The following is a 24,182-nucleotide window of genomic DNA, read 5'->3' on the forward strand; positions in this document are numbered from 1 at the left end:
ACGTGGACTTCACCTTCGACAGCGAGCAGAACGACCTCCGGGAGGCCGTCCGCGGCCTGCTGGAGCGCGCCTACTCCGACAGCGAGGCGCGCCGCAAGGTCGCCGCGAACGACCCGGGCTTCGACGAGAAGACCTGGTCCCGGCTGGCCGAGATGGGTCTGCTGGGCCTGCCCTTCGCCGAGGAGCACGGCGGCATGGGCGCCAGCCCGATCGAGGTGGCGATCGTCGCCGAGGAGATCGGCCGGGTCATCGCCCCCGAACCGTTCATCGAGGCCGTCGTGCTCGCCGGTGGGCTGATCGCCGCCGTCGGCACCGACGAGCAGAAGGCCGAGCTGCTGGGCGCGATCGCCGAGGGCACCAGCGTGCCGGCCTTCGCGCACGCCGAGATCGGCACCCGGTGGAGCGCGTCGGCGTCGGCGGTCACCGCCACGCAGGCCGCCGACGGCTGGACCCTCTCCGGTGTGAAGGAGCCGGTGCCCACCGGCGCCCGGGCCGACGTCCTGGTGGTCTCGGCCGTCATCGACGGCGGCACCGGGCTGTTCGTGGTGCAGGGTGACGCGGCGGGCCTGACCCGCACCGGCTACCGCACCCACGACGGCACCCGCGCGGCCAACGTCCGCTTCGACGGCACCCCCGCGACGCTGCTGGGCACCGGCGGGGACCGGACGGCGGCGATCGAGCGGGCCCTGGCCGAGGCGCGCATCGCCTACAGCCACGAGGCGATCGGCGCGATGGACACCGCCCTCCGGATCACCGCCGAGTACCTCAAGACCCGCAAGCAGTTCGGGGTCACCCTCAACAAGTTCCAGGCGCTCACCTTCCGCGCCGCGGACATGTACGTGTCGCTGGAGCTGGCCCGCAGCACCGCGCTGTGGGCGTCGATGGTGCAGGACGCCGGCGGCGACGTCCTCTCCGCCGCCGACCGGACCCGGCTGCAGACCAGCCGCGCCGGCCGGCACGTCGGCAAGGAGGCCATCCAGCTGCACGGTGGCATCGGCGTGACCGCGGAGTACTCGGTCGGGCACTACGTCAGCCGGCTCACCGCGATCGACCACCTGCTGGGCGACGGCGACTTCGCCGCGGCCCGGCTGGCCCGCACCGTGGCCGACCGGTTGACCGTCGACCCGCTGGGCGAGCCCTACGCGGTCTGAGACCCACCCGCGACGGAGCCCCGTCCCCCTTCCGGGGGGCGGGGCTCCGCTGCGTCGCGGGGGTGCCGCTGCCGGCGCGGCGGTGTCCCCCCGTCAGTCGCCCAGCATCGCCCGGCGCAGCTCGTCGGCGTCCGCCCGCACCGAGTCGAGCACCGGCACCAGGTCGTCCTCGCGCAACCGGCCGCAGGTGAGCCGCACGATCGGCACCGTGTCGTAGTCCTCGAGCGTCAGCCGGGCGGCGACCTCGAAAGCACCGCGCAGCAGCCCACCCTCGACCGAGGTGAAGTCGTCGATCTGGTTGAGCCGCCCGGTCATGGTGTGCGGGAAGCCCCACTGCTCGAGCGCCACGGCGGTCAGCCGGACGCTGTTGATGCCGTAGCGGCGCAGCTCGGCGGTGCGCCGAGCGGTGAAGTCGGCGTGCTCGGTGACCAGCTCGCCGTAGCCCTCGGGGTCGTCGTGGTGCAGCAGCGCGGCACCCAGCTGCGCGAGCAGCCCGACGCAGAGCGCGTCCTGCGGCCGCTCGCCGAAGCGTGGGGCCAGCGTGGACGAGGCCAGCGCCAGGCTGGTCGTCAGGTCCCAGAAGTTCTCCGGCAGCCGCGACTCGTCGTCGAGCTCGGTCAGGGCGACGGTCGCCATCGTGCGCACGGTGGTGAACCCGACGACGGTGACGGCGAACTGCAGGGAGGTGACCCTCCCCCGCATGCCGAAGTAGGCGGAGTTGGCCAGCTTCATGACCCGGCCGGCCAGGGCGACGTCGGAGGCGAGGATCCGCGACAGCGCCTTGGCACTGGTGTCGTCGGAGTTGGCGACCGAGACGATCTGCGCCGCGACCGGGCGCTGGGCCGCCATCGTGTCGATGCTGGCGAGCACCTTCTCCAGGTCGAAGACCGGGACGACCTCGCGGGCCGGTAGCGGGGTCACGGTCATCGGGTGCACTCTCCGGAGGACGCGAACCAGGCAGCGGTCTGCTCCCCGGTCATGGGTTGGCTCAGGCTGAACCCCTGCAGGTACGTGGCCCCCAGGCGGGCCAGCGCGGCCGCCTGCTCGGGGGTCTCGACCCCCTCCGCGACCGTGCTCAGGTTGAGGCTGCGGGCCAGCGCGATGACGGCGGAGGCGATCTCGGTGTGGCCGTGCGCCAGCTCGGCCACGAACGACCGGTCCACCTTCAGGCAGTCCACCGGCAGGTGCCGGAGGTAGGCCAGGGAGGAGTAGCCGGTGCCGAAGTCGTCGATGGCGAGCTCGACGCCGAGGTCGCGCAGCTGGTGCAGGATCACGCGGGCGGAGTCGGGATCCTGCATGAGCGCGGACTCGGTGATCTCGACGGAGATCCGGGACGCGTCCAGCCCGTGCCGGGCGAGCGCGTCGGCGACGTGGGCCGGCAGGTTGGCGTCGAGCTGCAGCGCCGACACGTTGACGTTGGCCCGGGGCGGTGCGGCCGGCCCCATGAGGGACAGCCACTCGGCCAGCTGACGGCAGGTCTCGTCGAGGACCAGCAGCCCCAGGCCGGCGATGAGCCCGCTCTCCTCGGCCAGCGGGACGAAGACCGCGGGGCTGATGGCGCCCCGTTCGGGGTGCATCCAGCGGGCCAGCGACTCCACGGCCACCGGACGGCCGGTCCCGGTGCTGAAGATCGGCTGGTAGAGCAGCGTGATCTCCCGCCGCTCGACGGCGTCCCGGAGGTCGGCCACCAGACGCAGCTTGTCGCGGGCCTCCTCGCGGGCCCGCTGGTCCAGGACGGTGATCCGCCCCTTGCCGCCGGCCTTGGCCTGGTACATCGCGATGTCGCAGTCGCGGATCAGCTCCTCGGCGCCGGCGTGCTCCGCCGTCTGCACGGTGACGCCGACGCTCGCGTGGGGGCGCACGTCCACGCCACCCAGCCGCACCGGCTGCGCCAGCTCGACGGAGATCCGCTCCGCGAGCGCCACCGCTGCGGACTGGTCGACGTCCTCGCAGACCACGACGAACTCGTCGCCGCCGAACCGGGCGACCAGGTCCCCCGGGCGCACGACCGACCGCAACCGGCGGGCCACCTCGGTGAGCAGCTCGTCGCCGGAGGTGTGGCCGAGCGAGTCGTTGACCACCTTGAAGTTGTCCAGGTCCAGGAACAGGCAGGCGAGGGCGCTGCCGCCCGGCGTGAAGCGCTCCGCGACGTACCGGGCCAGCAGCGTCCGGTTGGGCAGCCCGGTCAGCGGGTCGTGGTTGGCCTGGTGCGCCAGCTGCGCCTCGAAGGCCAGCCGGTCGGTGATGTCCTCGATGGTGCCGACGAAGCCGGCTCCCACGCCGGGGGTGAACAGGTGGGCGAACCGGATGACCGTGGTGCGGACCGTGCCGTCGTCGCGGAACAGGCGGGCCTGGGTCTCGACCTCCTCGCCACCGAGCGCCGCCGTCACCTGCTCGATGACGGCGTCCAGGTCGTCCTCGTGCACCGTGTCGATCCAGCCGGTGCCGAGCAGCTGCTCGGCCCGGCGACCCACCAGGGTGCAGAAGGCGTCGTTGACGTGCGCCAACCGCATGCCCTGCTCGGAGAGCAGCGTCGGCACCGGCGAGCGCTCGGTGAGCGTGGAGAAGCGGCGCTCGTGCGCGTCCGCGGTGGCCCGCAGGGCACGCTCCTGCTCGTTGGTCGTCGAGAGGATGCGGATGGTCCACATCCGGCCGCTGGGTGACGGCGTCGTCGTGACCACCGCCTCGACGGTGGCGCCGCTGGCCGTCCGCACCGGCAGCGTCATCCGGGCCGTGCGCTCGCGGCGCAGCAGCAGCTTCAGCTCCCCGCCCCCGAGGCTCGGGAAGAGGTGCTCGACGGGCAGGGCGCGCAGGTCGTCCAGGCCGTAGCCCAGCAGGTCCACGGCCCCGGCGTTGCCCCAGTTCAGGCGGGGTCGGCCGGCGACCAGCTCGGCGACCACCAGCGCGAGGTTGTCGCTGACCGTGGCGCTGTAGAAGACCGAGGCGACGATCTCCGGCGGGACCCGGTCGTCGTCGGCGTCAGCTCTGATGACGGACACGGTCCTCCCCTCGGTTGGGGCAGGCGCCGAGGTCTGGGCCCGCCACGGAGTTCTTCGGCGCCCGGGTGGCGCCTTCTTCACCCGGGCGGCGGCGGGGCACCCCGTTGGGGGGAGCCCCCCGGCACGGGGACGTCACCTACCGTTCTCCGCACGTTCGACGCACGTGCTCTGCCTCACAGTCCCGCAGCCACATGCCGCGACCGTGCGTTAGCAGGCAAGATCCCTCCGGATCCACCGAGCACGCGCACGACCCCACTGGCGGACAGGCGACGGGGCCTGCCCACCGAGGAATGGAGCGCCACGATGCAGATCGGAATCCCGCGCGAGACGCGGCCCCGCGAGACGCGGGTCTCCGCGACACCGGCCACGGTGACGCAGCTGGTGGCGCTGGGCTACGACGTCGTCGTCGAGACCGGCGCCGGGGTGGCCAGCAGCTTCCCGGACGACGCCTACGCCGCGGCCGGTGCGCGCATCGGCACGGCCGACGAGGCGTGGGGCGCCGAGGTGGTGCTGCGGGTCAACGCCCCGGCGGTGGCGGAGATCGGCCGGCTGGCCGACGGCGCGACGCTGATCAGCCTGCTCTCCCCCGCGTTGAACCCGGAGCTGGTGGAGGCGCTGGCCGCCCGGCCGATCACGGTCCTGGCGATGGACGCCGTGCCGCGGATCTCCCGGGCGCAGTCGATGGACGTGCTGTCCTCGATGGCCAACATCGCCGGCTACCGGGCGGTGATCGAGGCCGCGAACCTGTTCGGCCGGTTCTTCACCGGCCAGGTGACCGCCGCCGGCAAGGTCCCCCCCGCCAAGGTGCTCGTCGCCGGCGCGGGCGTCGCGGGGCTGGCGGCGATCGGCGCGGCCTCGAGCCTGGGCGCGATCGTGCGCTCCACCGACGTCCGCCCGGAGGTGGCCGAGCAGGTGCGGTCGCTCGGCGGTGAGTACGTGGCGGTGCCCGACGCCGCCGAGGCACAGGTGAGCACCGACGGCTACGCGCGGGAGATGGGCGAGGACTTCAACCGGCGCGCGGCCCAGATGTACGCCGAGCAGGCCCGCGACGTCGACATCATCATCACCACCGCGCTCATCCCCGGCCGCCCCGCGCCCCGGCTGATCACCGAGGAGATGGTCGCCTCGATGCGCTCCGGATCGGTGATCGTGGACATGGCCGCCGCCCAGGGCGGCAACGTCGCCGGGTCGGTGGCCGACGAGGTCGTGGTCACCGCCAACGGCGTGTCGATCATCGGGTACACCGACCTGCCCGCCCGCCTGCCCGCCCAGGCCTCCCAGCTCTACGGCACCAACCTGGTCAACCTGCTCAAGCTCCTGACACCGGGCAAGGACGGCCGGCTCGTCCTCGACTTCGACGACGTCGTGCAGCGGGCGATCACGGTCGTGCGCGCCGGCGAGAAGACCTGGCCACCACCACCGGTCCAGGTCTCCGCCGCGCCGCCGGCCCCGTCCGGTCCGCCTGCCGGGGCGACGGCGGCCGCCCCCGCGGTGCCGGTGAAGACCCCCGCCCCGGCCCGACGGTTCGCCCTCGTGGGCGCCGCCGCGGCCGCGCTGTTCCTGCTCACCGCCTTCTCCCCCAACGAGCTCGTCCAGCACTTCACCGTGTTCGCGCTCGCCGTGGTGGTCGGCTTCTACGTCATCAGCGGTGTGCACCACGCGCTGCACACGCCGCTGATGAGCGTCACCAACGCGATCTCCGGGATCATCGTCGTCGGCGCCCTGCTGCAGATCGGGCACGACGACGCCCTGGTGATCGTGCTGGCCTTCGTGGCGATCCTCGTCGCGAGCATCAACGTCTTCGGCGGCTTCGCCGTCACCCGCCGCATGCTGGGCATGTTCTCGCGCGGCCCGAGCGCGACCGCCCGCCCGACCCTCCCGGCCGCCCGATGACCGCCACCGGTGCCGCGTCCGCGGCCTACATCGTCGCCGCGCTGCTGTTCATCCTCAGCCTGGCCGGCCTGTCCAAGCACGAGACGGCCAAGGCCGGCAACGCCTACGGGATGGCCGGCATGGCCATCGCGCTGGTCGCCACCATCGGGCTGGCGATCGACCACGGCATCTCCGGCGCCGGTGCGGTCCTGCTGGTGGTGGCCGTCGTCATCGGGGCCGCGATCGGCCTGTGGCGGGCGGCCCAGGTCGAGATGACCGGCATGCCCGAGCTGATCGCGCTCCTGCACAGCTTCGTCGGCCTCGCCGCCGTGCTGGTCGGCTGGAACGGCTACCTCACGGTCGAGGCCGACCCGGAGAACCAGACCGAGGTGTCGGCCGACCTGCTGGGCATCCACTCCGGCGAGGTGGCGATCGGCGTCTTCATCGGCGCGGTGACCTTCACCGGCTCGATCGTGGCGTTCCTCAAGCTCTCGGCGCGGATCAGGAGCAACCCCCTGGTGCTGCCGGGCAAGAACTGGCTCAACCTCGGCGCTCTCGCCGCCTTCGTGGCGCTGACCGTCGTGTTCGTGGTCGAGCCGAACCTGCCGGTGCTGGCGGTGCTCACCGTGATCGCGCTGGCCCTGGGCTGGCACCTGGTGGCCTCGATCGGTGGCGGGGACATGCCCGTCGTCGTCTCGATGCTGAACAGCTACTCGGGCTGGGCGGCCGCCGCCTCCGGCTTCCTGCTGGGCAACGACCTGCTGATCATCACCGGCGCGCTGGTGGGCTCCTCCGGCGCCTACCTGTCCTACATCATGTGCAAGGCGATGAACCGGTCGTTCGTCTCGGTCATCGCCGGCGGGTTCGGCAACGAGGGCAGTGCCGCCTCCTCCGATGTCGACTACGGCGAGCACACCGAGATCACCGCCGTCGACACCGCCGACCTGCTGCGCGAGGCGAGGTCCGTCGTCATCACCCCCGGGTACGGCATGGCCGTCGCCCAGGCACAGGGGCCGGTCGCCGACCTGACCCGCAAGCTGACCGAGCGCGGCGTCGAGGTCCGGTTCGGGATCCACCCCGTCGCCGGCCGCCTGCCGGGCCACATGAACGTCCTGCTGGCCGAGGCCAAGGTGCCCTACGACGTCGTCCTGGAGATGGACGAGATCAACGACGACCTCGCCGGCACCACCGTCGTCCTGGTCATCGGCGCCAACGACACCGTGAACCCGGCGGCCGCCGAGGACCCGACCAGCCCCATCGCCGGCATGCCGGTGCTGCGGGTGTGGGAGGCCGAGAAGGTGATCGTCTTCAAGAGGTCGATGAACACCGGGTACGCCGGCGTCCAGAACCCGCTGTTCTTCCGGGAGAACACCGACATGCTGTTCGGCGACGCCCGCGAGCGCGTGGAGGACATCCTCAAGGCGTTGTGAGTGACGGACGACCCTGTCCCGCACGGTGGCAAGGCATTACTGTCTGCATATGCGCGTTCACGTTCAGCTCAATGACAGTTCCGTCGCCGGCGCGCACGACGTCACCCCGTCCCCGCCGTCCTTCCAGGCCGTCGTCGACGGGCCCCGGGTGGCGCTGACCGGGGACGTCGACGCGCTAGGCGTCGAGCGGCTGGGCCGGGTGCTGGCCGCCTCCCCGGTGGACGGCGGCACCTGCGCCCTCGATCTCTCGGGTCTCCGCTTCGCCGACGTCGCGGGCTGCCGGGCGATCGCCCGCTGGGCGCGCACCCGCACCGAGCGCGGGATCGACGTCGAGCTGCGGAACGCCCCGCCCCTGGTGCAGCGCGCGTGGCACCTGCTGGCGCTCGACGAGTGGGCGCCGGTCTCGTTCACCGAGGCCGGGTGAGCGCCGCTCCCGACCTCGGCGGCGTCCTGCACTCCCGCCCGACTATGCTGTCCGCTGCGACATTGCGTGTCATACAGCTGGCGCGCGGCCGGGCCCAGACCCGCCACGAAGAGTCCCTGGAACCAACCGGGGCCCCTTCCCTTCCCGCCGGCACGTCTTCGTCCGGTGCAGGATCCCCACGGAGTGCAAGGCGTGACACCCCCTGACGACGATGCCGCTGTCGTCCAGCCGGCGTTCGACGAGCTGGCCCGGCTCTCGTTCGCCGAGCATTCTCTCGAATCGGTGCTGCACAAGGTCACCGAGCTGGCCACCCGCATCCTCCCCGGGCAGCCGATCGCCTCGGTGACGATCGTCGCCGACGGCCGGCCGAGCACGGTGGCGGCCAGCGGCGACCTCGCCGTCCGGCTGGACGAGGCGCAGTACCGGCTGGGCCTGGGCCCGTGCCTCGAGGCGGCGACGACCGGCCGCACCAGCGCGATCCCCGAGATGCGCACCGACGTGCGGTGGGCGCCGTTCGCCGCCGAAGCGGTCGCCGAGGGATGCGAGAGCCTGCTCTCCCACCCCTTTCCGGCCCAGGAGCGGGTGCACGGGGCCTTGAACGTCTACGCCCGGGACTTCTCCATCGCCGGGGACCGCACCCGGGATCTGGTCGCCCGGCTGGCCGCCTACGCGGTCGGGCCGGTGTCGAACATGTACCTCTACGAGACCGCCGTGGAGCGGGCCGAGCACCTGCAGGCGGCGTTGGAGCACCGGGCGGTCATCGACCAGGCCAAGGGCATCCTCATGGAGCGGCACAAGCTGACCCCCGACCAGGCCTTCCGGCTGCTGGCCGGGGTCTCGATGGAGACCAACACCAAGCTGCGGGACGTCGCTGCGCGGTTCGTGCTCACCGGAGAACTCCGACCCGACTGACCGGCGCACCACGTGCCGCGGTGAGGAGTGCGGGCCGCCCGGAGTGGGCACCCCCGGCGGCACGGTCGCCAGGACAGCCGGCGGTCCCCGGGGGCCCAGATCCAGCGGTCGAAGCGACGGCCGCTGGGTCGCCCCGGGCGTGCCGGGTTGCGCTGCGCGTCGCGGTCCCCCACGGTTTCCCGGTGGATCCCTTCCGCGGTCTCGGCATCCCCCGCATCCCCGGGTTCGGCGAGCTGATCGCCCTGCTGCAGACGCAGACCGAGGCGCTGGCGCAGCTGCCCCGCACCCTGGCCGACCTCAACGCCACCGTCCGCGAGCTGACCACGGCCACCACGTCCGCGCGGGAGACGATCGCCTCCGCGCAGCGGATCGCCGAACGGCTGGAGGGCCTGGTCGAGGAGCTGGAGGAGCCGGTCCGCGCGCTGCGCCCCGGCCTCGAGCGGGTCGGCCGGGTGCTGGACGACCCGGCCGTCGACACCGTGCCCGACACCCTGCGCCGCATCCACGACGACCTGATGCCGCTGATCTCCGGTCTCCGGCAGGCGCAGAACCGGGTGGGTTCGGTGACCGGCCTGCTCCGCCGCCGTCCCCCGGGAGACGAGGACGACGGCTACTGAGCGCGGAGCTGGTCGCCGACCCGCTCGCCCTGCTCGCCTGCGGCCTGGCGGTGCTCCTGGCGTCGGTCGTGCAGACGGCGACCGGCATGGGCTTCGGCCTGCTGGCCGGGCCCCTGGTGCTGCTCGTCCAGCCCGCGCTCGTGCCGGGACCGCTGCTGGTGGGGACGCTCGCCTCCCTGCTGCCGGTGCTGTGGCGGGAGCGGGCTGCGCTGGAGTTCGCCGCCATGCGCGGAGCGATGCTCGCCTCGGTCCCGGGTGCTGCTGCGGGGCTCTGGCTGGTCCAGACGATGGGTGTGCGGTTGTTGGGCATAACGGTCGCCGTCGTGGTGCTGGGCGCCTGCGGGGCGGCGCTCGCCGGGGTGCGGCTGCCCGGGAGTCGGCGTGCGCTGACGGTCGCGGGCTTCGCCTCGGGCACGCTGTCGACGGTCGCGGCGACGCCGGGTCCCCCGCTGGTGGTCACCTACCGGGCGCCCTCGCCCGCCGCCCAGCGGGCCAACCTGTCACTGTTCTTCGTCGGGACGACGGTGCTCTCCCTGGGCGTGCTCGTGGCCGGCGGCGAGCTGGCGGGCAGCGGCCTGGTCTCCGGTGCGGTCCTGGTGCCGTTCGTGCTGCTCGGATTCGTCGCCGCCGGACCGCTCCGGCGCAGGCTCGCCCTGCCGGCCATGCGCCGCGCGGCGCTGATCCTGTGCGTGGTCTCCGGTGCCGCGCTGCTGGTCAGGTCGCTGGCCGGCTGACCGTCAGCCCTCGGCCGGCGGCTCCCGGCGGACGAAGTCGCCGACCGCCTCCTCCAGCCGCGCCCAGCTGGAGCTCCACTCGACCAGCGGGTCGAGGATCTTCTCGAGGACGGCGAGCTGCTGGTCGAAGGCCTGGAGCTGGGCGGTCATCGCCGCGATCGACTGCCGCTGGGCGCCGACGACCTCGGCGATGGCCCGCACCTGGGCGGCCGACATCGCGCCGGGCGGACTGGGCAGCGCCGGCAGCGACAACCTGCCCGGCACAGCGCCGGCCAGGTTCCGGGCACGGTCGCTGAACCCGCGCAGCTGGTTGACGAACTCGTCGATGGACCGCCCGACGATCCCGCCCTGCGCGGCGGCCGGCCGGCTGTCCTCGCCCTCGGTCATCGCTCCCCCTCCGGCTGTGGTCCTGCTCCGACCTTAGGGGGCGCGCCGTCGCCGGGGGCGAGCCGAAGCGGCGATCCGCGGCGCGGTCACGCCGCGGCCGGGACCCCCGATCACCCCACCAGCCGCAGCGGCCACCGGCGCCCTCCGACACCACACGGCGTTCCCGGGCCGCCGGCCGGACCGGGCGAGACTCGGCCGGTCCCGCCGTCCACCGCGCCCGTCCCGGGCGCCGAGGAGACCCGTGCCCCACCGGCTCCCCCGTTCGCGGTCGTTCGCCCGCGCCGCCGTCGCCTGCGCCCTCCTGACCGGCTGCACCGCGGTGGCGATCGATCCGGTCTCCTCCACCACGGAGCTGCCCGCACCGGTTCCCTCCTCCCCGGCCGATCGTCCGGTGCCGACGGTGGCGGCCGCGCTGGACGCCATGGACCGCCGGGCGCAGGTGGCCCAGCTGTTCGTCGCCGGGGTACCGCTCGACGACCTCGCCGCCGGCGCGCCCCTCGTCGAGCAGGGCGTCGGCGGGGTCTTCCTCGCCGGCCGCTCATCCACGGCCGCCGGCGAGCTCGCCGCCACGACGGCCGGCTGGCAGGACGCGGCCCCGGGGCCGACGGACCTGTGGATCGCCGTCGACCAGGAGGGCGGCCAGGTCCAGACGCTCCGCGGCGACGGCTTCACCCTCCTGCCGTCCGCCGTCGAGCAGGGACAGCTCCCGGCCGACCAGCTCGCGGCCCTGGCCGAGGAGCTCGGCGCCTCGCTGAGCTCCGCGGGGCTCAACCTCGACCTCGCACCGGTCGCCGACGTCGTCCCCCCGGGGACCGAGGCCGGGAACGAGCCGATCGGCTTCTTCCAGCGGCAGTACGGCGGCACCGGCCCCGAGGTGGCCGTGGACGCCGCCGCGGTCGCCGACGGGCTGGGCGCCCACGGCGTGACGCCGACGCTCAAGCACTTCCCCGGCCTGGGGCGGGTCCGGCAGAACACCGACACCAGCGACGGCGTGGTCGACCCGGTGACCGCGGCCGGCGACGAGCAGGTGAGCGCCTTCGCCGCGGCCCTGGCCCACACCTCGGCCGACCCGTTCGTGATGGTCTCCTCGGCGACCTACCCGCGCATCGACCCGGACAGCCAGGCCGTCTTCTCCCGCGCCGTCGTCACCGACCTGCTCCGCGGGGAGCTGGGCTTCGACGGCGTGGTCATCACCGACGACGTCGCGAACGCCGCCGCCATGCGCGACATCGCCCCGGGCGAGCGCGCGGTGCGCTTCCTGGCGGCCGGCGGCACCCTGGTGCTCAGCGTCGACGGCACGCTGGTGCCCGAGATGGTCGACGCCGTCCTGGCCCGGGCGGACGTCGACCCGGCCTTCGCCGCCACGGTCGACGCCGCCGTCCGCACCGCCCTGACCGCCAAGGCCGAGGCCGGCCTCCTCGGCTGACGGCACGTGCTGGTCCCGGTCGCGCCCGGCCGGCGGGACGGCGCGTCAGTCCTGCTGGCGGGCGGTGATCTGGACGGTCTGGGGAGCGGGCACGGCGTTGGACGGCGTGCAGCAGGCGTCGGTGCAACCGTCGCCGCACCCGCAGGTGTCTCCGTCGGACCCGCCCGGGACCACCGGACCGCAGCCACAGGCTTCCCCGCGCCACGCCTCGAGGCCTTCGCGGAAGGCGACGGCGGCGATGACCAGTCCGGCGATCGGGTCGGCCCAGCCCCAGCCCAGGGTCGCGTTGAGGACCAGCCCGACCAGCAGCACGGCGGACAGGTAGGTGCACAGCAGCGTCTGCGTGGAGTCGGCGACGACCGCCTGGGAGCCGAGCGCGCGGCCGGTGCGGCGCTGCGCCCAGGACAGGAAGGGCATGATGACCAGCGACGCGGCCGCCAGGCCGATACCGACCGGCGATGCGTCGGGGTCCCCGCCGAAGAGCAGGGCGCGGATCGACTCGAACGTCACGTAGCCGGCGAGGGCGAAGAACGAGAGCGCCATCAGCCGGAGCGCCTGTCGCTCCCGCGACTCGGGGAGCCGGTGGCGGAACTGCCACAGGATGATCAGGCCGCTGGAGACCTCGACGACGGAGTCCAGGCCGAAGCCGATCAGCGCGACCGATCCGGCGGCGATGCCGGCGCTGACGGCGATGACCGCCTCGATCACGTTGTAGGTGACCGACGCCCCGGCCAGCAGTTGCGCCCGGCGTCCGAGATGCCTGGCCTCCTCGGCGCTGGGCCGCGCGTGGACCGTGCTCACTGCTCCGCGGCCTCTCCGTAGGTGGGGCACAGGGAGACGGCGTCGCCGGTAGCGGCCAGCAGCCGCTCGGCCGCACCCAGCAGGTCGAGCAGTTCGGGTGCGGTGGACAGCGACCACATCGACGCCCTGCCCTGTGGCCGGGAGGCGATCAGGCCGCAGTCGCGCAGGCAGGCAAGGTGCGCGGACACGGTGGACTGGGCCAGTCCGAGGTGGTCGGTCAGGTCCACGACCTTGTGCTCGCCGAGCACGAGGTGGCGCAGGATCGCCAGCCGCGCCGGGTCGCCGAGACTGCGGAACATGCACGCCGCCGCGGACAGGGCCGCCACCTCGCTGACCGGGACGTCGGCAGTCGCGTTCGCGCTCGATGTCATCGTCACGCAGCGATGCTATCGCCGGCCAGCCGCCCGTGGGGTATGCGACGCCGTCGAGTGCACCGGGCGGACGCCGAACGGACGAGGCCCCACCCTGCACGGGTGGGGCCTCGTCCGTCCTGCTGAGCGCTAGCGGCGCACCGGGTCGTCCACCCGGTGCGGCCTCAGTACCAGCCGGTCGACTGGGAGTGGCTCCAGGCGCCGCACGGCGAGCCGTAGCGGTTGTTGATGTAGATCAGCCCGGCGTCGATCTGCCGGTAGCCGTCGGAGGTCTTGGCGATGCCCGTCCCGGCCCACGTCGAGTCGAGGAACTGGGCGATGCCGTAGGCGGTGCTGCGGGGGTTCTGCGCGTTGGGGTTCCAGCCGCTCTCCTTGCCCCACAGGTTCTCCAGGCAGGTGAACTCGCTGCCGGAGCCACCCACCTTCTGCATCGCGTACCCCTTGAACGACCCGGCCGGTGCGGCGGCTGCGGCCGGCGCGGGGGCCGCCGGAGCGGCGGGGGCGGCCGGGGCGCTGGTGGTCCGACGGGGGGCGGCGGCCGCGGCCTGCGCCTCGGCGGCGCGGGCGGCCTCGACGCGGGCGGCCTCGATACGGGCGGCCTCGGCGCGGGCCGCCTCCTCGGCGGCACGGCGGGCGGCCTCCTCCGCCTCGATGCGGGCGGCCTCCTCGGCGGCACGGCGGTCGAGCTCGGCCTGCTCGGCGGCAGCCCGGGCCTCGGCGGCCGCGGCCTGCTCGGCCACGCGCTCGCTGCGGCTGGCCGCGAGCGGGGCGAGGGAGTCGACGGCCGACTCGACGGCGTCGGCCGGCGGCGCCTCGGCGGGGATGCCCAGCTGGGCGGCGACGCTGACCGAGACCGGCTGCGCCTTGGCGTGGGCCTCGGGCTCGTTGGCGACGACGACGTTGACGACCAGGGCACCGGCGGCGACGACCGCCAGCAGGAGCGCCGGGCGACGGACGGACGTGGGGCGCAGGGCGCGGGTGATCGAGGTGGCGCGAAGGTTCATGGGGTGGGACTGCTCCAGGGGCAGGGCACAGCGGGTCCGCGGCGGACAGCTGCAGGGGTGGTCGAGTGGCAGCGGGTGCAGGGCGGGACGCCCGGGCGCTCAGCGCGGGGAAGGCGCGCGCGAGGCTCCGTACCGGCTGCGGTTCCGTGCAAGGTGGGCCCGCAGGCTCGCCATGCGGCGGCTCTCCGTTTCTTCCGTCGTGCCGCCTACCGAGTTAGCTGACGGATTCGGGCGTGGAAGTCGCCCTACCCGCGCCGACGTGCTCGGCGCGCGATTCACCCCAGTGCTGCGGTGGGTCCCCGGCTCACCCGCGGCGCGATGGCAGCGGGCGACTCGGCGGCGCCCGGCGGACCTCCCCGGATGGGGAGAGAACGACCGGCCGGGCTGGCCCACGGTAACCACCGTTATTCGTTCGTGACAATCCCTCTGGGGGAACTACCGTGTGGAAGTCGTCTCGCGGAGCTCAGGGCAGCTGCCAGACGGTCGTCCGGCGCACCGCCGTGGGCTGCGTGGGCGACGGCTCGGTGTCGGGGACGTCGTACACCGCCAGCGCGGTCAGCCGGTCCTCCGGCAGGTAGACGCGGCCGGGGTCCCCGACCAGCACCTCGACCCCGCGGGCGCGGGCGGCCTCGAGGAAGGGCAGCACCCGGTCGGTCATCTCGCGGTCGTAGCAGACGTCCCCGGCGAGGATCACCGCCACGTCCGGCGGCCCGTCCCCCAGCACGTCGCCCACCGGCGTGATCCCCGGTGCCCCGTTCCGCTCGGCGTTCACGGTCACGGCGGTGAGCGCGTACGGGTCGACGTCGCTGGCGAGCACGGAGCTCGCCCCGGCGCGCACCGCCGCCACGGACACCAGGCCGCTGCCGGCGCCCAGGTCGAGCACCGCGCGCCCGGCCACCAGCTCCGGGTGGTCGAGCACGTAGCGCGCGAGCGCCTGGCCGCCCGGCCAGGCCGCCGCCCAGAACGGCGGTTCGGTGGAGGTGCGCCCGTGCTCGGTCTGCATCGCCTCCCAGAGGGCGACGACGTCGGCGGCGACCAGCAGCTCGACCTCGGGCACCAGGTCGGGCCGCACCGGGCGGGTGTGGGCGCGGACGAACTCCGCGGGAACGGGATGGTCCACCCCGGCAGTCAACCGCACCGGGACTGCGGCGGCGCGGGCCGGGCTGCTCGGAGCCGGACTGCTCAGAGCCGGGCCGACCAGGAGGACAGCCGGCCGGCGGGACGGAACCCGAGCGCCTCGTTGACCGCCACCATGGGGGTGTTGCGCTCGGAGTTGTAGGTGCTGATCCGGCGCACCTCGGGGAACGCCTCCGCCAGGTCCCGCAGCACGGCCGCCTTCACCCGGGCGCCGAGCCGGTGCCCGCGGTGCTCGCGGAGGACCAGCGTCCCGCCCTGCGAGGCGCGCGCGGGCTGCGCCAGCGGGATCTGCAGGTCCGTGAATGCGATCAGCCGGCCGTCCCGGGTCACCGCCCCGGCGGAGAGCACCGCACGCCCCCGGGCGACGTGCGACCGCTCGTACTCGCGGATCCGCACGCCGTCCCACTGCTCCTCCTCGACCGGCAGGTCGCCGTGCGGGGCGTCGGTCGTCATCCGCCGCTCCAGCAGCGCCCGGTCGTCGAGCAGCGCGTCCGGGGTCCGGTCGCGCCAGGTCACGACCTCGTACCCGCGGCCGGCCTCCACCGCCCCGGCCTCCAGCGCCGCGAGCCGCTGCTCGTCGGGCGGCAGCAGGAGGTCGCGCCGGGTCTCGACCAGATCGCAGGCCCAGCCGTGCGCCTCGGCGAACACGCGTCCCGGCGTTCCCGGAGACGGCTCGTCGACCTCGGCGATCAGGACGGTGCGTCCGTGGTCCGCGGCGAGCGCCCGGCCGGACGCCAGCAGCGCGCTGCCCAGCCCGCGACGGCGGGAGCCGGGGTGCACCGCGACGTCGAGGATCGCGACGGTCGGGTTGTCCCTGCTCGGGAGGATCACGCGGAGCGCCCCGACGACGGCGCCGTCGACCACGGCTGCGCGGTGCGCGCCGCCGCGGGAGCCGCCCGGCCCCACCAGCTCGCGGCCCAGCGCGACGTGGTCCCGCGCCGGGCGCGGCGGGTCCTCGGGCCGGTCGGCCCGCTGGGTCGCCGCCCAGACCTCGCACCACGCCGGGAACAGGTCGTCCTCGGGTCCGAGGTCGACGATGCGGCAGGTGGCGGCGCTCACCTCCGGAGTTCTACCGCCCGCCGCAAGCGGATTTCCGGCGGTCAGCCCGGAGGCTTCGCCGGCGCCGCCCGGCGGGCGATCAGCCGCCAGTAGGTCCCCGGCAGCAGCCGCACCAGCACGTCGGGGACCTTCGCGGTCCAGCCGATGAGCAGCCGCGGACGGCGTCGCTCGATGGCGGCGACGATCTGCGCGGCGGCGTCCTCCGGCGGCATCCGGAGCAGCTTGGCGAACTGCTTGCGCCCCTCCTCGTACTCCGCCGGCGAGACGCCCGAGCCGGTCCGGGCGGTCTCGGCGATCCGCGTCCGGATGCCGCCGGGGTGCACCACGGTGACGCCGATGCCGTCCTCGGCCAGCTCGTGCCGCAGCGCCTCGCTGAACCCCCGCACGGCGAACTTGCTGGCCGCGTAGGCGGCCTGACCGGCCGGGGCGAAGATGCCGAAGACGCTGGACACGTTGACCACGTGCGCACCGGCGTGCGTCTTGAGCACCGGCAGCAGGGTGTGCGTGAGCCGGACGACGGCGCGCACGTTGATCGCCATCACCCACTCGAACTCCTCGAGGGTGACCTGGTCGAAGCGCCCGCCGAGCGCCACGCCCGCGTTGTTGACCAGCAGCGTCGTCTCCGGGTGCTCGGCCACCAGGGCCTCGGCCACCCGGGCGGTCGCCGCGTCGTCGGCGAGGTCGACGACGTGGGTGGCGACCCGCAGCCCCGGGTGGTCGGCGCGGATCCGCCCGGCCACCGCCGCCAGCCGTTCGGCGTCCCGGTCCAGCAGCACCAGGTGGCTGCCGCGGCCGGCCAGCTGCCCCGCCAGTGCCTCGCCGATGCCGCTGGCCGCACCGGTGACGACCGCCGTCCCGCCGGCGAACGCGTAGGGACCCATCACGCCACCGTCCGCTCGGCAGCGGCGTGGGCCCCGGCGCCGGCCGGCGGCCGCGGCTGGAAGGTCATGCCCTCGTCCTCCAGCGGGCCGCGGCGCATCAGCGCGACGTCGCGCAGGTAGTTCTGGTGCAGCCGCCACGGCGCGCGGCCGCCCTGCTTGGGCAGGCCGGCGAGGCTGCGCTGCACGTAGCCGGCCGCGAGGTCGAGGAACGGCGCGTCGGCACCCTCCGGCGGGGCGACCGGGGTCGCCGACGCGTAGCCGTGCGCGTCCAGGTGGTCGAGCAGGCGGCAGACGTAGCCGTTGACCAGGTCCGCCTTGAGCGTCCAGGAGGCGTTCGTGTAGCCGATGACCATCGAGAAGTTGGGGACGCCCGACAGCATCATCCCCTTGTAGGAGACCGTCTCCGGCAGCTCGACCCGCTCCCCGTCCACCGCAAGCGTCATCCCGCCCGCCGGGAGCAGGTTGAGCCCGGTCGCGGCGACCACGACGTCGGCGGACAGGTGCTCCCCCGACTCCAGCTCGATGCCGTCCTCGGTGAAGGTGGCGATCCGGTCGGTGGCGATCGAGGCCTTCCCCTCGCGCAGGGTGCGGAACAGGTCGCCGTCCGGGACGAGGCAGAGCCGCTGGTCCCACGGGTCGTACGGCGGGTTGAAGTGCGTGCTGACGGCGAACCCGGCCGGCAGCTGCTTCTCGGTGAGCCGGCGGATCAGCTTCCGCACCATCGCCGGCCGGCGGCGGCTCAGCTGGTAGAGCGCGGTGCTGGTGAGCACGTTCTTCCAGCGGACGATCGGATAGGCGGCCCGGGCCGGTAGCCGGGCGCGCAGCCACTGCGCCAGGGGGTCGCGGCTGGGCAGCGACATGATGTAGCTCGGCGTGCGCTGCAGCATCGTCACGTGCTCGGCCTGCTCGGCGAGGTTCGGCACGAGGGTGACGGCGGTGGCGCCGCTGCCGATGACCACCACCTTCTTGCCGGTGACGTCGAGGTCGTCGGGCCAGTGCTGGGGGTGCACCAGCCGGCCCCCGAAGCGCTCCTCGCCCGGGAAGGAGGGGCGGAAGCCCTCGTCGTAGCGGTAGTAGCCGGAGCAGACCGAGAGCCAGGAGCAGGTGAGCTGAACCGTCCCGCCGGTGTCGGTGCGCTCGGCGGTGACTGTCCACCGGCTCTCCGCCGTCGACCACTCGGCCGACAGCACCCGGTGGTGGTAGCGGATCTTGTCGGTGACGCCGTACTCGCGCGCGGTGTCCTCGATGTAGCGGCGGATGGCCGGGCCGTCGGCGATCGACTTCGCCTCGTCCCACGGGCGGAAGGAGTAGCCGAGGGTGAACATGTCGGAGTCCGACCGGATCCCCGGGTAGCGGAACAGGTCCCAGGTACCACCCAGGGCGGCGCGGGACTCCAGCACCAGGTAGCTGGTGCCCGGCCGGTCCTTCTCCAGGTGGCAGGCGGCGCCGATGCCGGAGAGGCCGGCGCCCACGACCAGGACGTCCACGTGCTCGATCTGCATGGCCGCATCTCCGGTTTCGCTCGTCCGGCCGGGGCCGGGACTGGACGACGCCGTCGCGGGGCGGCGCCGCCCAGGACGCTATCGACGCACTGTCGAACGAGTCAACGGGGTGTCGGGTCACGGACGGGAACGGTTAGTCTGCGTGCCGTGTCGGCTGCCGCGGATGATCTCCCCAGCACCGGGCGTGGCCGGCGGCCGCCCCGCCCCTCCGGTGACGACCGCGAGCTGGCGATCCTCAGCACCGCGGAGCGGCTCCTGGCCGAGCGGCCGCTGGCGGCGATCTCGGTCGACGACCTGGCGCGCGGCGCGGGGATCTCCCGCCCCACCTTCTACTTCTACTTCTCGTCCAAGGACGCCGTCCTGCTGTCGCTGCTCGACCGCGTCGTCGCCGAGGCCGACACGGCGATGCGCGCGGTGTTCGGCTCGCCCGCGACCGGTGCGCGGGACGGCTGGGCACGCGCCATCGGCGCCTACTACGACACGTTCCGCGCGCACCGCGCGCTCACCGTCGCCTGGGCGCAGGCCCGCTCCACCAGCGACGAGGTCCGGGCGCTGTGGTCGGCGGTGTTCGAGCGCTGGGTGCAGCAGTGCGCGACCGCGATCGACGCCGAGCGGGCGCGCGGAGCCGCTCCGGCGGGGTTGCCGTCCCGCGACCTCGCCGTCGCCCTCACGTCGATGAACGAGCGGGTGCTGTACGCGACCTTCAGCGGGGACGGGCCCGCGATCGCCGAGGACGACGTGGTCGACGTCTTGCTCGGCATCTGGCTGTCGGCCGTCTACGGCGCCGCGACCCCCGACTGAGACCGGCGCGCGGCACGACGCCAGGGCCTCAGAGGTTCAGGGCCTCAGAGGGTCAGGGCCTCAGAGGGTCACGGCCTCAGAGGGTCACGGTCGCCAGGGTGCTGCCGGTGAGGCTGCCGAACCACAACCGCCCCCCGGCCTCGCGGACACCGGTGAGCATCTCGAACCCGGGGATCTCCCCGCTGAGCCGGTGCACCGTCGCCCCGCTGTCGTCGACCGCCAGGACCCCCAGCGTCCGGCCGGGGCGGGGCTGCAGGCTCGCGGGCAGCCTGCTCAGCAGCGCGCGCAGCGGTGCGGGCAGCCGGTGGATGGCGGCCAGCGCGGCGACGCGGGGGCTCGGCAGCGTGATCCACACCAGGCCGTCCGAACCGAGCGCGATGTTGTCCGGGTGACCGGGGAGGTCGTCGACGAAGACCTCCGCCGTGCCGGCCCGCGCGCCGGTGAGCCACACCCGGCGCACCCGCGCCGCACCGGTCTCGGCGACCGCCACCCACGACTCGTCGGCGGCCAGGGCCACCCCGTTGGCGAACTCCAGGCCGCCGAGCAGCTCGGTCACCGCGCCGTCGGGCGTCCGCCGGAACAGCCGGCCGCTGGCGGTCCGACGGACCAGGTCGGCCCGCCACTCCGGGATGCGGAACCGCTGCGAGGAGTCGGTGAAGTAGATCGTCCCGTCGGCGGCGACGGCGGCGTTGTTCACCGCCGCCAGGCGGACCCCGTCGACCCGGTCGACCAGCGTCCGCACGGCGCCGTCGACGAGCGAGACGGCCAGCAGGCCGGCGTCGGAGGCGCAGACCAGCAGCTCGCCGCTGCCGAGGAGTTCCAGACCCAGCGGCCGGCCCGGCACGTCCGCCACCGTCTCGACCGCGCCGGTCGTCCCGGCGACGCGCACGATGCGACCGTCGGCCAGGCCGGTGTACACCCGCCCCGCCCCGTCGACCACGACGTCCTCGGGCCCCTCGCCGACCGGCACCACCGTCGTCCCACCGAAGTCGCGCACGCCGGTCCCCCCGCTCCCGCCGGCGGTCACTCCCCGACGACGGCGGAGCCGGCCTCGGCGGTCGTGAAGTCGCGGCCGCCGACGCCGGCGCGCACCACGGTGACCGGGCAGGCCGCGTGGTGCACCAGCTGGTCGCTGACCGAGCCCAGCAGCAGGCCGGCGAAGCCGCCGCGGCCACGCGCACCGACGACCAGCAGGTGGGCGCCCTCGGCTGCGGCGAGCATCGCCGGCACCGGCGGCCGGTGGACGACGTGGCAGGTGAGCCGGACGGCGGGGTCCAGCCCGGCCGCGGCGACGTGCGCGGTCAGCTCGTCCAGCACGGCCTGCTCCCAGTCGGTCAGCGGCGGCACGTAGCCGGGCTCCCAGGTGCTGGGCTGCGGGGCGGTGGTCATCGACCAGGCGCGCACCACGTGCAGGTCGACGTCGGCCCGGTGGGCCAGCCGCGCAGCCCAGCGGAGCGCCTCCTGGGCGCACTTGGAGCCGTCGTGCCCGACCACGACGCCACCCTCGACCTGAACGACCTCACGGACCTCGTTCACCGCTGTCCCTCCTCGTTGCCGCCTGCCGGTGCGACCACCGTCCCGGTGAGCCTCTCATCACCCGCCGATTCGCACGTCACCGGCGGCGACCGGCGCGCCGTCAGCCCGAGACGGGCTCCGACCGGGCCCCCAGCAGTGCGAGCTCGTCGGCCGGCGGAACGCCGACCGCCTGGAGCGCCGCACCGATCCGGTCGGTGAGGCACCGCAGCGACTCGCGGGCCTGGTCGCGCTGGCGGCAGAGGTCGTCGACCTCCGCGCGGACGGCGGCCAGCTGGGCGCCGGCGAGGTCGTCGGCGGACTCGCGGTCCCGCTGCGCCTGCGCGGCGGCCTGCTCGAGCTCGGCGGCGGCCGCCGCGGCCAGCGCCTCCCGCTCCGCGGCGGCCTCGGCAGCAAGGGCCGCCCGCTCCGCGGCGGCCTCGGCAGCCAGCCGGTCGCGCTCCGCCGCCGCCTCGGCGGCCGCGCGGTCGCGCTCGGCCGCGGCGACCCGGAGCAGCTCGGCCGCCTCGGCCTGCGCCTTCTCCAGCACGGCGGCCCCGTCGGCCCGGTCCCGCTGCGCACTCACCCGGAGCTGGTCGGCGACGTCGATCGCCAGCTCCTTGATCTCGTGCGCCTTGCGCAGCCGGGCGTCGGCCTCGAGCCGGGCGTCGGCGAGGATCTGCGCCGCATCCGCCTCGGCGGCCTCGAGCACCTGGGCCGCCTGGTTCTCGGCGAGCCGCAGCACCTCCCCGACGCGGGCGCTGACCCCCGGCCGCTCGCGGCCGACGGGCTGCTCGGCGAGCAGCCGCCGGGAGATCTCGAGCTCCGTCCCGCAGGCGACCACCCGGTCGAGCAGGTGCTCCCGCTCGCGCTGCGCCGCGCCGAGCTCGCCCTCGGCCCAGGCGACGTAGTTGTCCACCTCCACCCGGTCGTAGCCGCGCAGCGCACCGCGGAACGCCGGCCGGTGGTCCAGCAGCGTCTCCAGGGCACCCGCCGGGCGCGGAGCCCCGGCCTCGGGCACCTCCGGCCGTGGAGCCCGGGCCTCGGGCCCCTCCGGCGGCACCCCCTCGTCCTGGACACGATTGGCGACGAACTCGACGTGCCGGAGCATCCGGATGGCCCCCCTGGGAAGTAGGTGAGGCGGAATCTGCCAGAGCGCCGTCCGGCGCGCGGGCCACCGTGACGGGTCCGTGACCCGTGTCGCGGACCCCCCGGCGATGTCACGCCGCGGTGTGGCCGACCGACTACAGCGCGCTGCCGGCAGCGGCGGACCCACCCCTTCGGACCGGCCGGGCATAGCCACGGGGTGCGGCGCGTTGACCGGGCAGAGATAATTGCACTCTCAACCAGATGCGGAGATCGAGATGCAGTTCGGCGTCTTCACCGTCAGCGACGTCACCACCGACCCCACGACCGGGCGCACGCCGACCGAGGCCGAGCGGCTCAAGGCGGTGCTGGCCATCGCGCAGAAGGCCGAGGAGGTGGGGCTCGACGTCTTCGCCCTCGGTGAGCACCACAACCCGCCGTTCTTCTCCTCCTCCCCCACCACCACGCTGGCGTGGATCGCGGCCCGGACATCGACGTTGCAGCTGTCGACGTCGACGACGCTGATCACCACCAACGACCCGGTGAAGATCGCCGAGGACTACGCGATGCTCCAGCACCTGGCCGACGGCCGGGTCGACCTGATGATGGGCCGCGGCAACACCGGTCCGGTCTACCCCTGGTTCGGGCAGGACATCCGCAACGGCATCGACCTCGCCGTCGAGAACTACGCGCTGCTGCGCCGGCTGTGGACCGAGGACGTCGTCGACTGGCAGGGCAAGTTCCGCACGCCGCTGCAGGGCTTCACGTCGACCCCGCGTCCGCTCGACGGGGTGCCGCCGTTCGTCTGGCACGGCTCGATCCGCTCCCCGCAGATCGCCGAGCAGGCGGCCTACTACGGCGACGGCTTCTTCCACAACCACATCTTCTGGCCGGCCGAGCACACCCAGCGGATGGTGGAGTTCTACCGCCGCCGCTACGCGCACTACGGCCACGGCGCCGCCGACCAGGCGATCGTCGGCCTCGGCGGCCAGGTGTTCATGCGGAAGAACAGCCAGGACGCCGTCCGGGAGTTCCGCCCGTACTTCGACAACGCGCCGGTCTACGGCCACGGCCCCTCGCTGGAGGACTTCAGCCGGGAGACCCCGCTGACCGTCGGCTCGCCGCAGCAGGTCATCGAGCGGACCCTGGGCTTCCGCGACTACGTCGGCGACTACCAGCGGCAGCTGTTCCTCATCGACCACGCCGGGCTGCCGCTGAAGACGGTGCTCGAGCAGCTGGACATCCTGGGCGAAGAGGTCGTCCCGGTGCTGCGCCGCGAGTTCGCGGCGCTCAAGCCGGCGCACGTGCCCGAGGCCCCCACGCACGCCGCGCGGGTGGCCGCGTCCGGCGGCCCGAAGGCCACCGCGGTCCCCGCGGCGGGCGACAGCGTGACCGGGCGGACGGCGGAGGCGGCAGCGCGATGAGCACGCGGGCCGGGAGCACCAGAACGATCGCCGTCGTCAGCGCCGGGCTGGCCGTCCCGTCGTCCACCCGGCTGCTGGCCGACCGGCTGACGACGGCGACGGTCGACGCGCTGCGCGAGCGGGGCGTGACCACGACCGTCGAGGTGGTGGAGCTGCGGCAGCACGCCCGCGATCTCGCCGACAACCTGGTCACCGGCTTCGCCGGGGAGGCGCTGCGGCGCTCCGTGGACACGGTGGTCGGGGCCGACGGGCTCATCGCGGTGACGCCGATCTTCTCGGCGTCCTACAGCGGGTTGTTCAAGACGTTCTTCGACGTCCTGGACAAGGACGCCCTGACCGGGAAGCCGGTGCTCCTCGGTGCGACCGCGGGCACCCCCCGGCACTCGCTGGCGCTGGAGCACGCCATGCGGCCGCTGTTCGCCTACCTGCGCGCGACGGTGGCCCCCACGGCGGTCTTCGCCGCGTCGGAGGACTGGGCCGGCGGCGACGCCGGCGGCCCGGCCCTCACCGGCCGGGTGCGCCGGGCCGCCGGGGAGCTCGCCGACCTGGTGGCCGGGCGGCCGCCGGCCGCACCGGCGGATCCGTTCGCCGACCCGGTCACGTCCTTCGAGGACCTGCTGGGCGGCCCCGGCGCCTGACGCCCCCCGGGCGG

General features: G+C 74.4%; 24 protein-coding genes and 1 riboswitch. Of the genes, 11 read left to right on the forward strand and 13 right to left on the reverse strand.

Annotated features, from left to right (window positions below; all coding sequences use genetic code 11):
* Positions 1–2 precede the first annotated feature (2 nt).
* Positions 3–1,151: an acyl-CoA dehydrogenase family protein gene (locus ACI79T_RS18285; protein ID WP_456611521.1), complete on the forward strand. Its 1,149-nt coding sequence runs from the start codon at positions 3–5 to the stop codon at positions 1,149–1,151.
* A 93-nt stretch (positions 1,152–1,244) separates the two neighbouring features.
* Here the strand turns inward: ACI79T_RS18285 and ACI79T_RS18290 are convergent, their stop codons facing one another.
* Both ACI79T_RS18290 and ACI79T_RS18295 read right to left on the reverse strand, forming a co-directional pair.
* Positions 1,245–2,078, reverse strand: a complete 834-nt coding sequence (locus ACI79T_RS18290; protein WP_456611522.1) for an HDOD domain-containing protein — start codon at positions 2,076–2,078, stop codon at positions 1,245–1,247.
* Complete coding sequence (locus ACI79T_RS18295; protein ID WP_456611523.1) at positions 2,075–4,150, reverse strand: putative bifunctional diguanylate cyclase/phosphodiesterase; 2,076 nt, start codon at positions 4,148–4,150, stop codon at positions 2,075–2,077. The genes ACI79T_RS18290 and ACI79T_RS18295 overlap by 4 nt, the downstream gene beginning before the upstream one ends.
* 303 nt (positions 4,151–4,453) lie before the next feature.
* On the opposite strand from ACI79T_RS18295, the gene ACI79T_RS18300 reads away from it, so the two are divergent.
* The 6 genes from ACI79T_RS18300 to ACI79T_RS18325 all read left to right on the forward strand — a co-directional run bounded on the left by ACI79T_RS18300 (position 4,454) and on the right by ACI79T_RS18325 (position 10,139).
* Positions 4,454–6,043 (forward strand): Re/Si-specific NAD(P)(+) transhydrogenase subunit alpha, encoded by a 1,590-nt coding sequence (locus tag ACI79T_RS18300; RefSeq protein WP_456611524.1) that lies wholly within the window; start codon positions 4,454–4,456, stop codon positions 6,041–6,043.
* A complete protein-coding gene (gene pntB / locus ACI79T_RS18305) occupies positions 6,040–7,452 on the forward strand; it encodes a Re/Si-specific NAD(P)(+) transhydrogenase subunit beta (protein ID WP_456611525.1) in 1,413 nt (470 codons plus the stop codon). Before ACI79T_RS18300 ends, pntB begins: the two co-directional genes overlap by 4 nt.
* A gap of 49 nt (positions 7,453–7,501) precedes the next feature.
* Positions 7,502–7,876, forward strand: a complete 375-nt coding sequence (locus ACI79T_RS18310) for an STAS domain-containing protein (protein ID WP_456611526.1) — start codon at positions 7,502–7,504, stop codon at positions 7,874–7,876.
* A gap of 192 nt (positions 7,877–8,068) precedes the next feature.
* On the forward strand, positions 8,069–8,788 hold the full coding sequence (locus ACI79T_RS18315; protein WP_456611527.1) for an ANTAR domain-containing protein: 720 nt from the start codon (positions 8,069–8,071) through the stop codon (positions 8,786–8,788).
* 182 nt (positions 8,789–8,970) lie between these two features.
* Positions 8,971–9,405 (forward strand): hypothetical protein, encoded by a 435-nt coding sequence (locus tag ACI79T_RS18320; protein WP_456611528.1) that lies wholly within the window; start codon positions 8,971–8,973, stop codon positions 9,403–9,405.
* Between the two features lie 50 nt (positions 9,406–9,455).
* Positions 9,456–10,139 (forward strand): sulfite exporter TauE/SafE family protein, encoded by a 684-nt coding sequence (locus tag ACI79T_RS18325; RefSeq protein ID WP_456611529.1) that lies wholly within the window; start codon positions 9,456–9,458, stop codon positions 10,137–10,139.
* Between the two features lie 3 nt (positions 10,140–10,142).
* On the opposite strand, the gene ACI79T_RS18330 is transcribed toward ACI79T_RS18325, so the two are convergent.
* Entirely contained in the window at positions 10,143–10,526 is a 384-nt protein-coding gene (locus ACI79T_RS18330) for a hypothetical protein (protein ID WP_456611530.1), read from the reverse strand.
* A gap of 241 nt (positions 10,527–10,767) precedes the next feature.
* Between ACI79T_RS18330 and ACI79T_RS18335 the strand changes: the two genes are divergently transcribed.
* A complete protein-coding gene (locus ACI79T_RS18335; RefSeq protein WP_456611531.1) occupies positions 10,768–11,952 on the forward strand; it encodes a glycoside hydrolase family 3 N-terminal domain-containing protein in 1,185 nt (394 codons plus the stop codon).
* Positions 11,953–11,997: 45 nt separating this feature from the next.
* Here ACI79T_RS18335 and ACI79T_RS18340 read toward each other — a convergent pair whose 3' ends face one another.
* The 7 genes from ACI79T_RS18340 to ACI79T_RS18370 all read right to left on the reverse strand — a co-directional run bounded on the left by ACI79T_RS18340 (position 11,998) and on the right by ACI79T_RS18370 (position 18,707).
* Entirely contained in the window at positions 11,998–12,753 is a 756-nt protein-coding gene (locus tag ACI79T_RS18340; RefSeq protein ID WP_456611532.1) for a cation diffusion facilitator family transporter, read from the reverse strand.
* Positions 12,750–13,124 carry an ArsR/SmtB family transcription factor gene (locus tag ACI79T_RS18345; RefSeq protein WP_456611559.1) on the reverse strand — a complete coding sequence of 125 codons (375 nt, stop codon included), beginning with the start codon at positions 13,122–13,124 and terminating at the stop codon, positions 12,750–12,752. The genes ACI79T_RS18340 and ACI79T_RS18345 overlap by 4 nt, the downstream gene beginning before the upstream one ends.
* 164 nt (positions 13,125–13,288) lie before the next feature.
* Positions 13,289–14,128 (reverse strand): aggregation-promoting factor C-terminal-like domain-containing protein, encoded by an 840-nt coding sequence (locus ACI79T_RS18350; RefSeq protein ID WP_456611533.1) that lies wholly within the window; start codon positions 14,126–14,128, stop codon positions 13,289–13,291.
* A 187-nt stretch (positions 14,129–14,315) separates the two neighbouring features.
* Positions 14,316–14,462: riboswitch (cyclic di-AMP (ydaO/yuaA leader) on the reverse strand.
* 129 nt (positions 14,463–14,591) lie between these two features.
* Complete coding sequence (locus ACI79T_RS18355; protein WP_456611534.1) at positions 14,592–15,248, reverse strand: class I SAM-dependent methyltransferase; 657 nt, start codon at positions 15,246–15,248, stop codon at positions 14,592–14,594.
* Positions 15,249–15,310: 62 nt separating this feature from the next.
* Positions 15,311–16,324 (reverse strand): GNAT family N-acetyltransferase, encoded by a 1,014-nt coding sequence (locus ACI79T_RS18360; RefSeq protein WP_456611535.1) that lies wholly within the window; start codon positions 16,322–16,324, stop codon positions 15,311–15,313.
* 41 nt (positions 16,325–16,365) lie between these two features.
* Positions 16,366–17,205 (reverse strand): SDR family NAD(P)-dependent oxidoreductase, encoded by an 840-nt coding sequence (locus tag ACI79T_RS18365; RefSeq protein WP_456611536.1) that lies wholly within the window; start codon positions 17,203–17,205, stop codon positions 16,366–16,368.
* Positions 17,205–18,707, reverse strand: a complete 1,503-nt coding sequence (locus ACI79T_RS18370) for a flavin-containing monooxygenase (protein WP_456611537.1) — start codon at positions 18,705–18,707, stop codon at positions 17,205–17,207. The genes ACI79T_RS18365 and ACI79T_RS18370 overlap by 1 nt, the downstream gene beginning before the upstream one ends.
* 147 nt (positions 18,708–18,854) lie before the next feature.
* Between ACI79T_RS18370 and ACI79T_RS18375 the strand changes: the two genes are divergently transcribed.
* A complete protein-coding gene (locus ACI79T_RS18375) occupies positions 18,855–19,508 on the forward strand; it encodes a TetR/AcrR family transcriptional regulator (RefSeq protein WP_456611538.1) in 654 nt (217 codons plus the stop codon).
* Positions 19,509–19,584: 76 nt separating this feature from the next.
* Here the strand turns inward: ACI79T_RS18375 and ACI79T_RS18380 are convergent, their stop codons facing one another.
* The 3 genes from ACI79T_RS18380 to ACI79T_RS18390 form a co-directional block, all read right to left on the reverse strand.
* A complete protein-coding gene (locus ACI79T_RS18380; protein ID WP_456611539.1) occupies positions 19,585–20,505 on the reverse strand; it encodes an SMP-30/gluconolactonase/LRE family protein in 921 nt (306 codons plus the stop codon).
* 26 nt (positions 20,506–20,531) lie between these two features.
* A complete protein-coding gene (locus tag ACI79T_RS18385; protein WP_456611540.1) occupies positions 20,532–21,044 on the reverse strand; it encodes a universal stress protein in 513 nt (170 codons plus the stop codon).
* A 100-nt stretch (positions 21,045–21,144) separates the two neighbouring features.
* On the reverse strand, positions 21,145–22,131 hold the full coding sequence (locus ACI79T_RS18390; protein WP_456611541.1) for a DivIVA domain-containing protein: 987 nt from the start codon (positions 22,129–22,131) through the stop codon (positions 21,145–21,147).
* 253 nt (positions 22,132–22,384) lie between these two features.
* Between ACI79T_RS18390 and ACI79T_RS18395 the strand changes: the two genes are divergently transcribed.
* Both ACI79T_RS18395 and ACI79T_RS18400 read left to right on the forward strand, forming a co-directional pair.
* Positions 22,385–23,530, forward strand: a complete 1,146-nt coding sequence (locus tag ACI79T_RS18395) for an LLM class flavin-dependent oxidoreductase (RefSeq protein WP_456611542.1) — start codon at positions 22,385–22,387, stop codon at positions 23,528–23,530.
* Positions 23,527–24,168 (forward strand): FMN reductase, encoded by a 642-nt coding sequence (locus tag ACI79T_RS18400; RefSeq protein WP_456611543.1) that lies wholly within the window; start codon positions 23,527–23,529, stop codon positions 24,166–24,168. The genes ACI79T_RS18395 and ACI79T_RS18400 overlap by 4 nt, the downstream gene beginning before the upstream one ends.
* The last annotated feature ends 14 nt before the right edge of the window (positions 24,169–24,182 follow it).

This window comes from Blastococcus sp. SYSU DS0619 (genome assembly GCF_054051035.1).